The sequence below is a fragment of the Amycolatopsis samaneae genome (assembly GCF_039541975.1).
Classification (GTDB): domain Bacteria; phylum Actinomycetota; class Actinomycetes; order Mycobacteriales; family Pseudonocardiaceae; genus Amycolatopsis; species Amycolatopsis samaneae.
The window spans coordinates 123,340-138,439 of sequence record NZ_BAABHG010000012.1; the positions used below are offsets into that span (position 1 = coordinate 123,340).

Sequence of the window (15,100 nt, forward strand, 5' to 3'; positions counted from 1 at the left end):
TCACTCCCCACATCCGGTGGCAATCGACCGTATCCGAGATCGGGGACTTCGGCACGGCCGTTCCACCCACTGGCGTGGCGGACCGACGGCTACGCTGTACGTCCGTGAGCGCACTCGACGACGTCTTCGCCGCACACGGCGTCGGCGTCCGCCCGCTGTACCAGGTGATCACCCTGCTCCGTGACGGTCGCCACGACCTCGGCGAACTCGTCCGGCGCACCGCCGCGCCCCGGCGCAGTGTCGAGGACGTACTGGCCGCGCTCGGCGACGATCTCGATCGGACGGACACCGGTTTCCGGATCGCCCCGCACGCCGCGGAGTCCTACGCGCGCTACACCCTTCCGATCTCCGACGATCCCCTCGATCCCGCGCACGCCGACCTGCTCGCGACCCTCACCGGGTACGTCGAGCGCGTGCCGCCGCCGCTCGCCGCGCTCGACCACGTCCAGGCGACCCCGGAGACGGTGCTGCGCCGGGCGCTGTGGCTGAACGCACGTTACGACCTGAGCAGCGCGCGGCTGCTGTTCCTCGGCGACCACGACCTGACGTCGCTGGCGGTACGGGCGGTGTGCCCGGCCGCCGAACTCACCGTGGTGGACCTCGACGAGCGCGTACTGTCCTATGTGGACGAGTTGAGTGAGCGGACGGTCCGCACCGTGCACGCCGATCTGCGGGTGGGCCTGCCGCCCGCGGTGTCCGGCCGGGCCGACCTGGTGTTCAGCGATCCGCCGTACACCGCCGACGGCATGGGCCTGTTCGCGGCGCGGGGCGTGCAGGCGCTGCGCGAGCCAAGCGAGGGCAGGCTGCTGTTCGCCTACGGGTACAGCCCGCGGCACCCCGCGCTGGGCGCGCAGGTACAGCGGTCGCTGGCGACGCTGGGGCTGACGTTCGAGGCCATCCTGCCGGACTTCAACCGCTACTTCGGCGCGCAGGCGATCGGCAGCGCCGCGGACCTCTATGTTTGCCAGCCCACCGCCAAGGCGAAGAAAAACCGTGGTGGCAAAGGGAAATCCGCGATCTACACGCACGGTCCACAGTCGGTGGAGGCGGCCGGGACGAAACCGGCACTGCTCGAAGCGCTGCGCGAAACCGCCACGGCGGGCGGGCTCTCGCTGGAATCGCGGCCGGTGGACTGGTCCGCGTCCGGGCCGGAGGGTGACGCGGTGGCGATGGACCTGTCGGCCGATCCGGGGCCGTGGCTGCTGCGCACCCTGCTGGGCACGAACGCGCAGCGGCTCGCACTGCTGGTCCCCAACGCGCACCCGGACCTCGGGGACGCCGCCTCGCAGGCGGCGCTGACGTCGCTGACCGCGGCGAAGTACCGGCTCCGCTTCCTGCGCAGCACCCCGGACAACAAGCACGCGATCGTGGTCGCGGACGCCGTCGAGCACCCCGACGAAATCCTCACGCGCGCGCACGCGCGGCTGGCGAACGTCTCCCTCGACGTCCCGGACGACCTGCGCGACCTCCGCCTCGTCGACGTCCCCCGCCACCGCCTGGCCGCCCTGCTGGGCCTCGGCTAGTTCCGGCCGGCGCGGGGTTGGCGCGCCGAGGGACGCCCTGGGTGCGTTGGATGCACCAAGGGCGTCCCTCGCTGCGGTGGATGCACCGAAGGCGTCCCTCGGCACCCGGCCTGCCCCGGGACGCCGACCAGCAGCATCGAGTGTCTCGAGTGGCCCGCTCGTGACGCCGGGAAAGGCCATATTGGGGCCCTAATCCGTGTCTCGGCCCCGTCCTGACCTGGGGAAAGAGAGCAAGGGACCTTTACTAGCGTTCTATGCGCGCGCATGCAACGCTAGTAAAGGTCCCTTGCTCCTCCTCGGCAAACGCGCTGAAGGCCACCATGAGGGAACTCAAGTCCCTCAAGGTAGCCTTCAGAGCACGCTGGTCGAATCCGTCAGCCGGTGACGCCGTCGGCCTCGGCGGCCTTCGACACCGCGGCGGCGACCTCGATCGCCACCCGGGGGTCGAGCGCGCTCGGCACGATGCGGTCCGGGCCGAGGTCGTCCTGGGCGACGGCCACGATCGCGTCCGCCGCGGCGAGCTTCATGTTCTCCGTGATGGCCCGCGCGCCGGCGTCGAGCGCACCGCGGAACACCCCGGGGAACGCCAGGACGTTGTTGATCTGGTTCGGGAAGTCGCTGCGGCCGGTGGCCACGATCGAGGCGTAGCGGGCCGCGACCTCCGGGTGGACCTCCGGGTCCGGGTTGGACAGCGCGAACACGATCGCGTCGTCGGCCATGCGGCCCAGCAGCGTCTCGTCGATGGTCGCGCCGGAGAGCCCGACGAAGACGTCGGCGCCGTCCAGCGCCTCGGCCAGCCCGCCGGTCAGCCCCGCGGCGTTGGTGGTGCGAGCCAGCTCGGTCTTCACCGGGTTCAGCCCGTCCCGGCCTCCGTGGATGATGCCGCGCGAGTCCAGCACGGTGACATCGGCGACGCCCGCGGCCTGCAGGATCTTCGCGCAGGCCACCCCGGCGGCGCCCGCGCCGGAGATGACAACGCGCTCCGCGGCGATGTCGCGGCCCAGCACCAGGTTCGCCCCGCGCAGCGCGGCCAGCGTCACGATCGCGGTGCCGTGCTGGTCGTCGTGCATGACCGGGCAGTCCAGCGCCTGCTTGAGCTTGTCCTCCAGCTCGAAGCAGCGCGGCGCCGAGATGTCCTCCAGGTTCACCGCGCCGTAGGAGGGCCGCAGTCGCACGAGTGTCTCGACGATCTCGTCCACGTCGGTGGTGTCCAGCACCAGCGGGATCGAGTCGAGCCCGCCGAAGGTCTTGAAGAGCACGGACTTGCCCTCCATGACCGGCAGTGAGGCACTCGCGCCGATGTCGCCGAGCCCGAGCACCGCGGTCCCGTCGCTCACCACGACCACGAGCCGGTCCGCCCAGGTGTACCGCTTGGCCTTGGCGGCGTCCTCGGCGATCGCACGGCTCACCTTCGCCACGCCCGGGGTGTACGCGATGGCGAGATCGCGCGGGTCGGAGATCGGCCGGGTGGCCGCCACGGCGAGCTTGCCGCCCTCGTGGCGCTCGAAGATCTCCTCGTCGGTGACCGGGGCCGGGTGCGCACCGCCGGTGTCGCCCGCGCTGCGGACCTGGTTGTCCATCGTCGTTCCTGTCGTCGCTTCCGTCATCTCCTCAGTGGAGAAGACGGAACTCGCGGATCGAATGCTTGTCACTTGATTTTCTCCTGGGACTGCGAGCGGGGGACCACAAGGGCCAGTGCGAAGGCGCACCAAAGCACCCATGGGACATGTCCTCCGGCACGGCAGCCCAGCGCGGTAGCGCCGGCCTGTCGCCGGGCGTCTCGGCGGCCATCGACGCCGTGAGTTGGGCGATGACCGCGGACGCGGCGGTTCGTTCATTGTGACAGGACCCCGGCCGGGCCGGACCCCGAGGTGCGGCTGATGTCACAGGGCGATCTTCTTTTCCCTTACCCAAGACGTCCGTCCGGTTTTTGAGAGGTTCCCGATAAGGTGTGCCAATGGATTTCCGGCGGTTGCGCGTCCCTGATGCCTACGAGTTCACGCCTCGCGTATTCCCCGACGAACGCGGATCGTTCAGCGCGCCCTATCAGGAGGACACGCTGCGGGCGGCGGTCGGGCACTCACTCCGGCTCTGCCAGACGAACCACAGCGTTTCGCGGCGCGGGGTGATCCGCGGCATCCACTTCGCCGACACGCCGCCCGGTCAGGCGAAGTACGTGTACTGCCCCCAGGGCTCGATGCTCGACTTCATCGTCGACCTGCGCGTCGGCTCCCCTACCTTCGGTCAGTGGGACTCGGTCCTGCTGGACGCCACCAGCTTCCGCGCGGTGTACATCGCCGAGGGCCTCGGACACGGGTTCGTCGCGCTCGAGGACGACACGGCCATGAGCTATCTGTGCTCGGAGCCCTACAACCCGTCGGGAGAACACGGCGTCAACCCGCTCGACCCCGAGCTCGACCTGCCGTGGCCCGCCGACCTGACGCCGATCCTTTCCGAAAAGGACCGCGTCGCGCCGAGTGTGGCCGAGGCCCGCGAACAGGGGCTCCTCCCGGTGTACGACGACTGCGTCGCGTACTACGACAAGCTGCGCTCGATTCCCCGCTGACCGTCCTCCGGAGGCGTGTCCTTTACCGGCTTTGCCATTTAGTAAGCGCGCATATAGTCTGCCTGCATGGCATTTTACGAGTACGAGCACAGTGAGACGACGAGCGCGCCGGCGGCCGCGGTGTGGGCCCTGTGGGCGGACACCGCGACCTGGGCCGAATGGGACGGATCGGTCACCTCGGTGACGATGAGCGGACCGTTCGCCGTGGGCACGAGCGGCACGATGGTGATCGACGGGCGGCCCGTACCGTTCACCCTGATCGAGGTCGAGCCCGGCCGCGGCTTCACCGACGAGACCCGCCTGCCGGACGCCACGCTGCGGTTCGAGCACCGGCTGGAGGATCTCGACGAAGGCACCCGGATCCACTATCGGATCACCGTCGACGGCCCGGCGGATCTGGGGCCCGCCGTCACCGAGGACACCCCGGACGCCATGCGCGCGCTGGCGAAGCGGGCTGAGGCATGCTCGGTGGCATGAGCGAGCCGACCGCATGAACGGACCGGATTCACGACTGCCGGGACCCGACCGGAGCCCGGGCTTCCTGCTGTGGCGGGTGACGCTGACCTGGCAGCGCGCGATGCGGGCCGCGCTCGCCCCGCACGACCTCACCCACGTCCAGTTCGTGCTGCTGACCTCGACGTGGTGGCTCGCCAAGTCCGGCGAGCCACCGACACAGCGGCAGCTGGCCGAGCAGGCGGGCACCGACACGATGATGACCAGCCAGGTGGTCCGCAAACTCGCCGAACGCGGCCTGCTGGCCCGCGAGGATGATCCGGCGGATGCCCGCGCGAAGCGGCTTCGGCTCACCGAGGCCGGACTTGCCGTGGTCGCCAAGGCCCTCACCGACGTCGAGGCGGCCGACGCCGAGTTCTTCGCCCGGCTCGGTGACCGCGCCGACGGATTCGTGGCCGCGCTCGGCGAGCTCAGCTGAGCACATCCTCCGCGAGCACGCGCTCGACGTTGCGCTCGGCCAGCGCGGTGATCGTCACGAACGGGTTCACGCCGGTGCTGCCCGGGATGAGCGAACCGTCCACGACGTACAGGTTCCGGTAGCCCTTCACCCGGCCGTAGTTGTCGGTCGCCTTGCCCAGCACCAGTCCGCCCAGCGGGTGATAGGTGAACCGGTTCTCGAACGCCCTCGTGTCGCCGAAGAGGTCGCGCCGGTAGATCGTGGTGTTGGCCCGGTTGATCCGGTCGAACAACGACTTCGCCGCGTCGATCGAGGACTGGCCCTGCCCGGCCGTCCAGTGCAACCGGGCGGAGTCGGTGGCGGCGTCGTAGCCGAAGTGGCCACGCTCGGGGTTCTTCGTGATCGCGAGGTAGAGACTCACCCAGTTTTCGAGACCGGCGGGCATCGGCGCGATCTCGGCGAACACCGGGTGCTCGGGATCGTGCCAGTTGTCGATACCCAGCGCGGGCATGCAGGACTGCTTCGCGCCGGTGAGGTCCCAGACGTGGTTCGCCCGGCCGAGCATGACGTTGCCGTTGGTGCCCCAGCCCTGCCCGACCTGGTCGTTCAGCGCGGGCAGGCGACCGGTTTCGCGGGCCCGCACCAGCAACTCGGTGGATCCGAGGCTGCCCGCGCCGAGGAACAGGAACCGCGTGGTGACGTGCTTGGTCACGAGCACCGTGCCGTCGGCGTCGATCTCGCGCACGACGAGGGTGTAGCGGCCGTCGGGCTGGCGGAGGATCTCGCGGACCTGGTGCAGCGCCTGGATGGTGACGTGCCCGGTGCCGAGCGCGGCGGCGAGGTACGACTTGTCGAGCGAACGCTTGCCGTGGTTGTTGCCGTAGATGACCTCGGACGCCAGCGCCGAGCGCGGGACGAGGCCGGCCTCCTCCCGCTGGAGGTAGCCGAAGTCGTACACGCTGGGCACGAAGGTCGTGGTCAGCCCGGCCCGTCGCGCCGCCTTCCTGGACACCCGCGCGTACTGGTAGGACTTGCAGCTCTCGAACCAGCCGGGATCCACGTGGTTGGTGCCGAGTTCCGCGTTGGCCCTCGGGAAGTACACGCGGTACATCTCGTCCGCGTCGACCTCGGGCAGGATCTCGGTGAAGTAGTCCCGCTTCGGCGTCACCGCCATCGCGCCGTTGACCAGCGAGCCGCCACCGACACCGCGGCCGACGTAGACGGACATGTCGCCGTAGTTCACCCGGTCCAGGACACCGGCGGCGGGCCTGATGTCGCGGTTCACCACGTCGAGCCAGAGGAACGAGGCGAGCGGCGCCTGGGTGCGGCCGGCGAACCACATCGAGCGTTCGTCCGGTTTCAGCATGTCGCAGAAGGTCTTCCCGTCCGCGCCCGTGCCGTTCCAGAGCCGGCCCATCTCCAGCACCAGCGTGTCGACGCCCGCAGCGCCGAGGCGCAGCGCGGTGACCGCTGCCCCGTAGCCGCTGCCGATCACGACGGCGGGCACCTCCTCGGGCAGGGGCGCGCTCTCCGCGCGGGCCGTCCTGGCCGAAACGGTCGTGACGCCGAGCGCGGCGGCGGTGTTGAGCGCGGCGAGGCCGAGAAAACGGCGACGGCTGAAGACAGACATGCCCGCGATCGTCGCACCAAGTTGGTAAACGCCGTTTAGTTGAGTCCGATTTTCCGGGTTTCCCCTGGGTGATTCACCCGATGCGGTGTGGTGCACGCCACAGCAGGCTGAACGCCATGACGTTGTTCACGCTGGCCGCCGCCGGACTCACCGCAGCAGCACTGACCCTGAATCCGACACCCCCGGCGGGCACTCCGAAACCGGTGCCCGCGTTCGACTTCCGCGACTGCCCGGCACCGCCCGCGGGCGCGGACCCCGGCACCTGGCGGTGCGAGAACTTCGTCTCCCAGGGATCCCTGGCCATCCGCGGCCGGGAGATCCCGCTCGGCGAGATGCGGATGACTTCGCCGAAGGCAAGGTGCAGGGGCGACACGCCCAGGTCTGGGGCGCCCTGCACCACTCGCCCGCCCCGATTCCCGGTCTCCCCGGCGCGACGATCCAGCTGCACTACGGCGGCCACTTCGACTTCCTGACGATCGGGAACCGCCGCGGCGAACTCGACCTCTACGCCACACTGCGGCATCCACTGCTCGGTCGCGAATGTTCGATCGGCACGCCAGGGAAACCAGTGCGTTCGGTCGTATACAACGACGACACTGTGGATCCCGTGGTGATTTCCCCGAAGCCGGAGACCTACTTCTTCGGCATCATCGATCAGCAGCTCGCACTGCCCGCGACACAGCACTGCGGGCCCTTCGGCGCCCTCGTCGACCACCGCCTCGGCCTGCCGTCACCCTCCGGGCACAACGTGTTCAAACAGGAGTCATTCGTGCAGTACAAGTGGTACTAGGACTTCTTCTTCGGCGTGACCCAGATGGTGATCGTCGCCGTCACGACCGGTTTACCGTTCGTGTCGGTGATGGTCACCGGCACGGGCAGCTCGAAACCGTCCTCGCCGAACTCGGGCAGCTCGGGGAGTTCGGCGACCGCGCGCAGGCTCGTCTCCGCCTTGGCGACGTACGCGACCGTCATGCCCTTAGGCAGCCAGCGGTGCGTCGCCGGGACGGTGGCCTCGGCGAGCATGCCCATCGCGATCTCGGCGAGGTTGCACGCGGCGATCGCGTGGAAGGTGCCGATGTGGTTGTAGACGCCCCACCACTTCGGCGCGGTCACCTCGCAGTGCCCGGGCCGCAGCTCGCGCACCGAGGGCAGCACGGTGCGGAAGTAGGGCACCCGCAGGCACATCGCGGCGGAGAACAGCTGCTTCCCGCCCGGTTTCGCGGTCAGCTTGCGCCACAGCGCGAACGTCGCGTTGTCTGCCATGTCTGTCTCCGTCCACAAACCTACTAGCCAGTAGGCACTGTACTCGCGACCGTTCACCCGGTCGTTGTGCTCCCGGTCTCCCCAGTGGGGAACCGGCTTCGCGAACGGGCCGGGAGCCGTATATTCGGGCCCGTGGCTCATCGGCTTTTTCTTCTCAGGCACGGCCAGACCGAATGGTCGGTCAACGGCAGGCACACCGGACGCACCGACATCCCGCTGACCGCCGCGGGCGAAGGCCAGGCACGCGCGGCGGGCGGCACCCTGCGCATGCTGGTCGGCGGCCCGGCGCTCGTCCTGTCCAGCCCGCGCGCCCGTGCCCAGCGCACGGCCGAGCTGGCCGGGCTGCGCGTGGACGAGGTCACCGAGGACCTCGCCGAATGGGACTACGGCGACTACGAGGGCATCACCACCCCGAAGATCCGCGAAACGGTTCCCGGCTGGACGGTGTGGACGCACCCGATGCCGGGCGGCGAAAGCGCCGAAGACGTACGGGCACGGGCGGACAAGCTGCTCGACCGCGCCCGGCGCGAGATCGAGCACGGCGACGTCGTCCTGGTGGGCCACGGGCACTTCAGCCGGGTGCTGGTGGCCCGCTGGCTCGGGCTGCCCGCCACCTCGGGTGTCCACTTCGGACTCGACCCGGCCGGTATCGCGGTGCTCGGCGACGAACGCGGCGAACCGCAGATCGAGCACCTCAACCTGCTGCCGCTGCTGGAGGCCTGATGCCCGACGAGCGCATCCGCCGCGTCCGCGAAGAGGACGTCGACGCCGTCGTCGAACTGGTCCACGACCTCGCCGAGTACGAACGCGCCCCGGACGAGTGCCACCTGACCGCGGACCAGCTGCGGGCGGCGCTGTTCGGCGAGTCCCCGGCCCTGTTCGGGCACGTCGCCGTGGTCGACGGCGAGATCGTCGGGTTCATGCTGTGGTTCCTGAACTTCTCGACCTGGCGCGGGGTGCACGGGATCTACCTGGAAGACCTCTACGTCCGCCCGTCACAGCGGGGCACCGGGCTGGGCAAGGCGATGCTCGCGACACTGGCCGCCGAATGCGTCGCGCGCGGCTACGCCCGGCTGGAGTGGTGGGTGCTGAACTGGAACCCGGCGACGGAGTTCTACAAGTCCCTCGGCGCGGTCCCGATGGACGAATGGACCGTGAACCGCCTCACCGACGACTCCCTGCGCACTCTGGCCGCCCAGGCCTGACCGCACTCACCCGGCGCTGTTCCCCGGCGGTCGAGCGCCCCAATGTGGCATTGGGTGCGCTGGACGCACCCAATGTGGCGTTCGGTGCGTTGGACGCACCGAACGCCACATTGGGGCGCATGAGCCACGGCCGGAACGGGAGCGAGGGACCTTTGCTACCGCCGGAGCGGAGCAAGGGACCTTTACTACCGTTGTATGCACGCGCATAGAACGAGAGCAAAGGTCCCTTGCTCTCACCTGCCCGGCAAAAACCGCTGGTCAGTCGTGCTCCTGCTCGCGGCGTTCGCGTTCGGCGCGGCGTCCGGCGAGGCCGCCACGCTCGGCGGCATCCTCCTCGGACTCGCCGTCCTGCATCCCCAGCGCCCACGCGCGGGCCGGACGGCGGAACAGCAGCACCAGCGTCGCGATACCGAGGATCGCCAGCGGCACACCCCACGCCGGGCGACCGGACGGTCCGAGGATGTACCAGCCGATCCCGACGAGCATCAGCCCGACGACCACGCCGGGCGACCGGGCCCAGGTCTTCCCGAGGACCAGCCCCACCGCGGCGGCCAGGAACAGCAGGCCCAGCACGAGGTAGGTGCCGACCTCGGCGTAGATGTTGTTACCGGGCAGCGCGGGCTCCCGGAGCCCCCTGACCAGCACGATCACCCCGAAGACGAGCAGCCCGAGCGAGGGCAGGGCGGCGAGGGCGCCGGCCAGCCGGACCTCACGAGGAGCGGGCGAGAGCTTGTCGGCGAGGGGCACGTCGGGCGGCCTTCCTGGCTGCTTTTCCGGGGCGCGGTGGCCTCGACCTGGGCGAGTCACCGTACGTGAGCACTTTCGATGGTATGCCACCCGGTCGGCCGTTTTCGCGGGGCCGCCGGACGGCAAAAATCAGCAGTGTCGTCGATGAGCGGGCGGTCGGCCCGGGTGCACTTGTCACGACGAGCGGACACTCACCGGCAGCAGAAGGAGGGCCGCCCGCCACAGGGTCATTCGGTGCTGTTGCGAGGACGCCACCCGCCGGCTGTGCCGGTTCGCGGGCTTGAGCTTCTGGTCACCCTTGCGCGCTGGAAGGTTCTCCGCCCGCCGGACGTCACTTACCCTGCGGTAGTGCGCGCGATCCTCGTCGTGAACCCCCAAGCCACCTCGACCACCGCCGGTGGCCGGGACGTGCTGGCGCACGCGCTCGCCAGCCAGGTGAAGCTCGACGTCGTCGAAACCGACTACCGGGGGCACGCGCTCGCGGTGGCCAGGGCGGCGGCACGGGACGGGTTCGACCTCGTCGTGGCGCACGGCGGGGACGGCACCGTGAACGAGGTCGTCAACGGCCTGCTGGCGGACGCCGACCCCGCGAAAATGACCGAGGGCCCGATGCTCGGCGTCGTGCCCGGCGGCTCGGCCAACGTCTTCGCCCGCGCACTGGGCATCTCCCCCGATCCCGTCGAGGCCACCCATCAGCTGCTGTATGCGCTGGAGCACGACGACTCCCGCCGGATCGGTCTCGGCCTCGCCGACGGGCACTGGTTCACCTTCAACGCCGGGCTCGGCTGGGACGCCGACGTCGTCGGGAAGGTCGCGAAACGCCGCGGCAAGCAGACGAGCGCGGCCCTGTACCTCCGCGCCGCCGTCGGCAGCTACTTCCGGCCGCCGCTCGGGCGCCCGCCGCTCACCATCCAGCTACCCGGTGAGCAGGAACCCGCCGAGGCGTTGACCGCTTTCGTGTCCAACACCGATCCGTGGACCTACCTGGGCAACCGCGCCGTGCATCTCAACAGCGGCTGCTCGTTCGAGGCCGGGCTCGGCCTGTTCGCGTTGAACGGTATGGGTTTGCCGACCGTGTTCAGGCATGTACGGCAAGCTTTGCTCACCGAGAGCAACCAACGGGGGCGGCGTCTCCTTCGTCACGATGACCTCGCGAAGATCCGCATCGACGCAGCTGAACCGGTACACTTCCAGGTGGACGGCGACTTGGTCGGGCAGCGGACCGAGGTGGAGTTCGTCAGTGTCCCGGATGCACTCACGGTAGTCGTGTCGCCACCGGACCTTTGATCGCCTGCGGCAAAGTGCCATCTGCCGTTCGTCGACGCAGAACCTCCACTCACCGCATCAGCCTTCCCAACAGAAGGCTGTTTCGGAACGAAACCGCAGGTCAGACGCGTCGCTCGGCCGGGTGAGCTGACTCACCGATCTTCGGAAAACCCTTGTCGAAAGCGGTGCTTCGTGAAAGCATTCACAAGCACCCAAAAACACGACCGCCATGACGACTATGGCGCGGAGTACCGCGCCGTTATGAAGGAGCTCACGAACATGGACTGGCGCCACGACGCGGCCTGCCGAGACGAGGACCCCGAGCTGTTCTTCCCCGTGGGAACCAGCGGTCCTGCTCTGTCGCAGGTAACGCAGGCGAAGGCCGTGTGCCACCGCTGCACCGTCGCCTCCGACTGCCTGGCCTGGGCTCTGGCCAGCGGCCAGGACGCCGGCGTGTGGGGCGGCATGAGCGAGGACGAGCGACGCGCCCTCAAGCGCCGCCGCACGCACATCGGCACGCGCACCAACGCCTGAAGTTCCCCCGCAACACCGCTTCAGCACAGCACCACAGTTCGACCCACGAAGCCGGGAAATTCACCCGGCGCGGTAGCAGCGCGCCCGCGTCGTCCACGGTGACACCTACCCGACTCAATTTTATCAAGCGAGGCGAAACCGCCCGGGCACGGGTACCACGTAGCCTCGCCAGGACTTCAAGTCCTCCCGCACCACGTGGAAAGGGCCGACACCCTCAGGTGTCGGCCCTTCCTCGTGAGTTCTCCATCCGATCACGCGAGTTACGCCCTTAATCACGCGAGTTCTCCATCTGCTCACGCGAGTTCCCTCCTCTCGCACAGGGTCCACAAGGGACACTCCAGTGTCCGATCGGGACTTTCGCGTGCTTGAGCGGAGATCTCGTGTGCTCAGGCGGAGTTCTCGTCAGAGACGGCGGGACAGCGGGATGCGGAGCGCGGCTTCCGTGCCCGCGGGACGCGGGGTTTCCGCGTCCGTGCGGACCTTCCGCAGTGAAAGCGAGCCACGCAGCTCCGACTCCACCAGCGTGCGCACGATCTGCAGGCCCAGCCCGTCGCTGCGCTCCAGCGAGAACCCGGACGGCAGGCCGCGGCCGTTGTCCCGGATCAGCACGTCCAGCCAGCGCGCCGAGCGCTCCACGATCAGCTCGACCTTGCCCGACCGTCCATTCGGGAACGCGTGCTCGACGGCGTTCTGCACCAGCTCGGCCAGCACCATCACCAGCGGTGTCGCGATCTCCGCGACGACGACGCCGAAGGAACCCTCCCGGGAAAGACTGACCTGGGACTCCGCGGTGGCCACCTCGCCCACCATCGGCAGCACGTTGTCGAGCAGGCTGTCCAGGTCGACCCGCTCGTCCACGGAGATCGACAGCGCCTCGTGCACCAGCGCGATCGACGTCACCCGCCGCACCGACTCGGCGAGCGCGAGCCGCGCCTCCTCCGAGCTCGTCCGCCGGGACTGGAGCCGCAGCAACGCGGCGACGGTCTGCAGGTTGTTCTTGACCCGGTGGTGGATCTCCCGGATCGTCGCGTCCTTGGACAGCAGCGCGCGGTCCCGCCGTTTGACCTCGGTGACGTCGCGCACCAGCACCAGCGCGCCCGCGGCCTGCCCGGCCGGGCGCAGCGGCAGCGCGCGGAACAGGACCACGGCGCCGCGACGCGAATCGGCCTCGGTCCGGCTGCTCGGCTTGCCGTCGAGTGCCTCGATGATCCGGTGCGACACCTCGGTCGCGTCGAACGGGTCACGGATCAGCGATCGCGTCAGCGGCGCCAGCCTGGTCCCGACCAGATCCGATTCGTGCCCCATCCGGTGATACGCGGACAGCCCGTTCGGACTGGCGAACACGACCGTCCCGCTCGGGTCGAGCCGGATCAGCCCGTCCCCGACCCTCGGGCTGGTGTGCGTGTCGGTTTCGTTGCCACGACTGGGAAAAGTCCCGTCGACGATCATCTGGCACAGGTCACCGGCGCTGCCGAGGTAGGCGATCTCCAGCGGGCTCGGGACCCGTGGCGCCGCCAGGTTCGTCTCCCGGCTGAGCGCCGCGATGACCTCGCCGCCGTAGGTGACCGGAACGGCTTCGCGGCGCATCGGCAGATCGCGGTACCAGTGCGGGTCCTCCTCGCGGCAGATCCGCTTCTCCCGCATGGCGCGCGCGAGCTGCGGATGCTCCTCGACGGTGAAGCGGGTGCCGACGACGTCCTCGGGATGCGCGGTGGGCGCCGTCGTCGGCCGGGCGTGGGCGACGCAGACGAAGTCGCCGCCCTCGGGCTGCAGGTCCCTGGCGACCGGGACCCACAGCAGGAAGTCGGCGAACGAAAGGTCGGCGAGCAGCTGCCACTCGGCGACGACGGTCTGGAGGTGATCCGCCGCCGCGCCGGGGAGGCCGGTGTTGTCGGCGAGCAGATCGGCGAGCGTGGACACCGGGTTACTCGACCGTCCCGAGCGGGTTGCCCCGCCGGACGACGGTCACCGCGCCCCCGTCGCACACGGTGGCGGCCACTTCCGCCCTGTTTTCGGCCATCGACGTCCTCCTGCCTGTCCGGCCACCATCCAACCATCGGCACAGGCGCCCGACCAGGCGAGAGGCGCGCATGCCACACTAGGGAGGTTGACCCGAGCCCGGCAGGCGCGCGAGCGCCCCGCAGTGGCCACCCACGGTCTGGAACATACGCAAGGAGTGAACGATGTCGAAGCGCGCCCGTAAGCGTCGCGACCGGAAGAAGAACGGCGCGAACCACGGCAAGAAGCCCAACGCCTGAGCACCGGCGTGAAACGGCCCCCGCACCTTCCGGTGCGGGGGCCGTCGCCGTTTTCTGGCGCCTACTCGGCGCTCTGCTGCTGCTCGATGCTGATCTCGGTGCGTTCCACCGTGACGTTGCCGCGGGTCGCGACCGTCTTGCGGATGGACGCGCGCAGCCTGCTCTTGAGGTCGTCCGGCGCGTGGTCACCACCGCACTTGCGCGCGAGCAGCTGCTTGAGCTGCTCGTCGATGCCGAACTCCTCAAGGCACGGCGGGCAGTCCTCGATGTGCTTGCGCAGCACCGCGTCCCGCTCCGGGCTGCACTCCTTGTCGAGCACGAGGTAGATCTCGGCGAGCGCCTCCTCGCAGCGGACCTTGGCGTCTTCGTCCCCCGCGTCTTCGCAGTAGTTCATCGGCCCGCCACCTCCTGCCGGTCCCGCCGGATGAAGCCCCGCTCGCGCGCGACGTCGGCGAGCAGGTCACGCAGCTGCGCGCGGCCACGGTGCAGACGGGACATCACGGTGCCGATCGGCGTGTCCATGATCTCGGCGATCTCCTTGTACGCGAAGCCCTCGACGTCGGCGAGGTAGACAGCCAGCCGGAACTCCTCGGGCAGCTTCTGCAGCGCGGCCTTGACATCGGCGTCCGGCAGGTTGTCCATCGCCTCGACCTCGGCCGAGCGCAGTCCGCTGGAGGTGTGGCTCTCGGCCTTGGCGATCTGCCAGTCGCTGATCTCTTCGGTCGGCTGCTGCACCGGCTGCCGCTGACGCTTGCGGTAGCCGTTGATGTAGGTGTTGGTGAGGATGCGGTACATCCACGCCTTGAGGTTCGTGCCCTCCTTGAAGGAGGCGAATGCCCCGTAGGCCTTGAGGTAGGTCTCCTGGACCAGGTCCTCGGCGTCGGCGGGGTTTCGGGTCATCCGCATCGCGGCCGAGTACAGCTGATCGAGCAGCGGCATCGCGTCCCGCTCGAAGCGCTCGGCACGCTCGGCTGCTCCCTGGACCTCCGCGACCTCCTCCGGCGCGGAATTCTGCGTGCTCGGCAAACCGTTCCCTTCCCGGTCGGGGCCGATGCGCGGGCGCGCATACGGCACCCCCGAGTTTACGCGGGCCTTGGTCGGGCCCGGGCGCTCGGGACGGAGCCGGCCGGTGTGGGGAGGGGTGAGCGTCGTGGTCACACCGGCTACAACCGGAAACGGGGTTGCCGCATTCCCCCGC

General features: G+C 69.5%; 18 protein-coding genes. 10 read left to right on the forward strand and 8 right to left on the reverse strand.

All coding sequences use genetic code 11. The annotated features are described in order from the left end of the window. The first annotated feature begins 104 nt into the window (after window positions 1-104). Window positions 105-1,523, forward strand: coding sequence for a bis-aminopropyl spermidine synthase family protein (locus tag ABD987_RS29520; RefSeq protein WP_345401075.1), 1,419 nt, complete (start codon window positions 105-107; stop codon window positions 1,521-1,523). A gap of 374 nt (window positions 1,524-1,897) precedes the next feature. On the opposite strand, the gene ABD987_RS29525 is transcribed toward ABD987_RS29520, so the two are convergent. Continuing rightward, window positions 1,898-3,103, reverse strand: coding sequence for an NAD(P)-dependent malic enzyme (locus ABD987_RS29525; RefSeq protein WP_345401660.1), 1,206 nt, complete (start codon window positions 3,101-3,103; stop codon window positions 1,898-1,900). A gap of 377 nt (window positions 3,104-3,480) precedes the next feature. Between ABD987_RS29525 and ABD987_RS29530 the strand changes: the two genes are divergently transcribed. From ABD987_RS29530 to ABD987_RS29540, 3 genes are all read left to right on the forward strand, one after another. Further along, a complete protein-coding gene (locus ABD987_RS29530; RefSeq protein ID WP_345401078.1) occupies window positions 3,481-4,089 on the forward strand; it encodes a dTDP-4-dehydrorhamnose 3,5-epimerase family protein in 609 nt (202 codons plus the stop codon). 66 nt (window positions 4,090-4,155) lie between these two features. Beyond that, window positions 4,156-4,566 (forward strand): SRPBCC family protein, encoded by a 411-nt coding sequence (locus ABD987_RS29535; protein WP_345401081.1) that lies wholly within the window; start codon window positions 4,156-4,158, stop codon window positions 4,564-4,566. 13 nt (window positions 4,567-4,579) lie between these two features. Then, window positions 4,580-5,020 (forward strand): MarR family winged helix-turn-helix transcriptional regulator, encoded by a 441-nt coding sequence (locus tag ABD987_RS29540; protein ID WP_345401084.1) that lies wholly within the window; start codon window positions 4,580-4,582, stop codon window positions 5,018-5,020. Here ABD987_RS29540 and ABD987_RS29545 read toward each other — a convergent pair. Together ABD987_RS29545 and ABD987_RS29550 are read right to left on the reverse strand one after the other, a co-directional pair. Further along, on the reverse strand, window positions 5,013-6,629 hold the full coding sequence (locus tag ABD987_RS29545; RefSeq protein ID WP_345401087.1) for a GMC oxidoreductase: 1,617 nt from the start codon (window positions 6,627-6,629) through the stop codon (window positions 5,013-5,015). The two genes, ABD987_RS29540 and ABD987_RS29545, sit on opposite strands and share 8 nt — an antisense overlap. 73 nt (window positions 6,630-6,702) lie before the next feature. Next, the gene (locus ABD987_RS29550; RefSeq protein WP_345401090.1) at window positions 6,703-7,002 is read right to left on the reverse strand and encodes a hypothetical protein; all 300 of its coding nucleotides are present in this window, start codon (window positions 7,000-7,002) and stop codon (window positions 6,703-6,705) included. Here ABD987_RS29550 and ABD987_RS29555 point away from each other — a divergent pair. Further along, window positions 6,988-7,419: a hypothetical protein gene (locus ABD987_RS29555; RefSeq protein ID WP_345401093.1), complete on the forward strand. Its 432-nt coding sequence runs from the start codon at window positions 6,988-6,990 to the stop codon at window positions 7,417-7,419. The two genes, ABD987_RS29550 and ABD987_RS29555, sit on opposite strands and share 15 nt — an antisense overlap. Here ABD987_RS29555 and ABD987_RS29560 read toward each other — a convergent pair. Further along, entirely contained in the window at window positions 7,416-7,892 is a 477-nt protein-coding gene (locus tag ABD987_RS29560) for a hotdog fold domain-containing protein (protein ID WP_345401096.1), read from the reverse strand. The two genes, ABD987_RS29555 and ABD987_RS29560, sit on opposite strands and share 4 nt — an antisense overlap. 132 nt (window positions 7,893-8,024) lie before the next feature. Between ABD987_RS29560 and ABD987_RS29565 the strand changes: the two genes are divergently transcribed. Both ABD987_RS29565 and ABD987_RS29570 read left to right on the forward strand, forming a co-directional pair. Next, window positions 8,025-8,615 carry an acid phosphatase gene (locus ABD987_RS29565; protein WP_345401100.1) on the forward strand — a complete coding sequence of 197 codons (591 nt, stop codon included), beginning with the start codon at window positions 8,025-8,027 and terminating at the stop codon, window positions 8,613-8,615. Continuing rightward, window positions 8,615-9,097 (forward strand): GNAT family N-acetyltransferase, encoded by a 483-nt coding sequence (locus tag ABD987_RS29570; protein WP_345401103.1) that lies wholly within the window; start codon window positions 8,615-8,617, stop codon window positions 9,095-9,097. Before ABD987_RS29565 ends, ABD987_RS29570 begins: the two co-directional genes overlap by 1 nt. 258 nt (window positions 9,098-9,355) lie before the next feature. Here the strand turns inward: ABD987_RS29570 and ABD987_RS29575 are convergent, their stop codons facing one another. Continuing rightward, window positions 9,356-9,844: a hypothetical protein gene (locus tag ABD987_RS29575; RefSeq protein WP_345401106.1), complete on the reverse strand. Its 489-nt coding sequence runs from the start codon at window positions 9,842-9,844 to the stop codon at window positions 9,356-9,358. A 348-nt stretch (window positions 9,845-10,192) separates the two neighbouring features. On the opposite strand from ABD987_RS29575, the gene ABD987_RS29580 reads away from it, so the two are divergent. Continuing rightward, on the forward strand, window positions 10,193-11,131 hold the full coding sequence (locus ABD987_RS29580) for a diacylglycerol/lipid kinase family protein (protein ID WP_345401109.1): 939 nt from the start codon (window positions 10,193-10,195) through the stop codon (window positions 11,129-11,131). Between the two features lie 258 nt (window positions 11,132-11,389). Continuing rightward, window positions 11,390-11,644, forward strand: a complete 255-nt coding sequence (locus ABD987_RS29585) for a WhiB family transcriptional regulator (protein ID WP_003059797.1) — start codon at window positions 11,390-11,392, stop codon at window positions 11,642-11,644. Between the two features lie 402 nt (window positions 11,645-12,046). Here the strand turns inward: ABD987_RS29585 and ABD987_RS29590 are convergent, their stop codons facing one another. Further along, entirely contained in the window at window positions 12,047-13,564 is a 1,518-nt protein-coding gene (locus ABD987_RS29590) for a sensor histidine kinase (protein WP_345401111.1), read from the reverse strand. A 263-nt stretch (window positions 13,565-13,827) separates the two neighbouring features. Between ABD987_RS29590 and ABD987_RS44620 the strand changes: the two genes are divergently transcribed. Then, window positions 13,828-13,902, forward strand: a complete 75-nt coding sequence (locus ABD987_RS44620; RefSeq protein WP_098515123.1) for a 50S ribosomal protein bL37 — start codon at window positions 13,828-13,830, stop codon at window positions 13,900-13,902. Window positions 13,903-13,963: 61 nt separating this feature from the next. On the opposite strand, the gene rsrA is transcribed toward ABD987_RS44620, so the two are convergent. Then, on the reverse strand, window positions 13,964-14,296 hold the full coding sequence (gene rsrA / locus ABD987_RS29595; protein WP_345401114.1) for a mycothiol system anti-sigma-R factor: 333 nt from the start codon (window positions 14,294-14,296) through the stop codon (window positions 13,964-13,966). Next, on the reverse strand, window positions 14,293-14,928 hold the full coding sequence (locus tag ABD987_RS29600; RefSeq protein WP_345401117.1) for a sigma-70 family RNA polymerase sigma factor: 636 nt from the start codon (window positions 14,926-14,928) through the stop codon (window positions 14,293-14,295). The genes rsrA and ABD987_RS29600 overlap by 4 nt, the downstream gene beginning before the upstream one ends. Window positions 14,929-15,100: the final 172 nt, after the last annotated feature.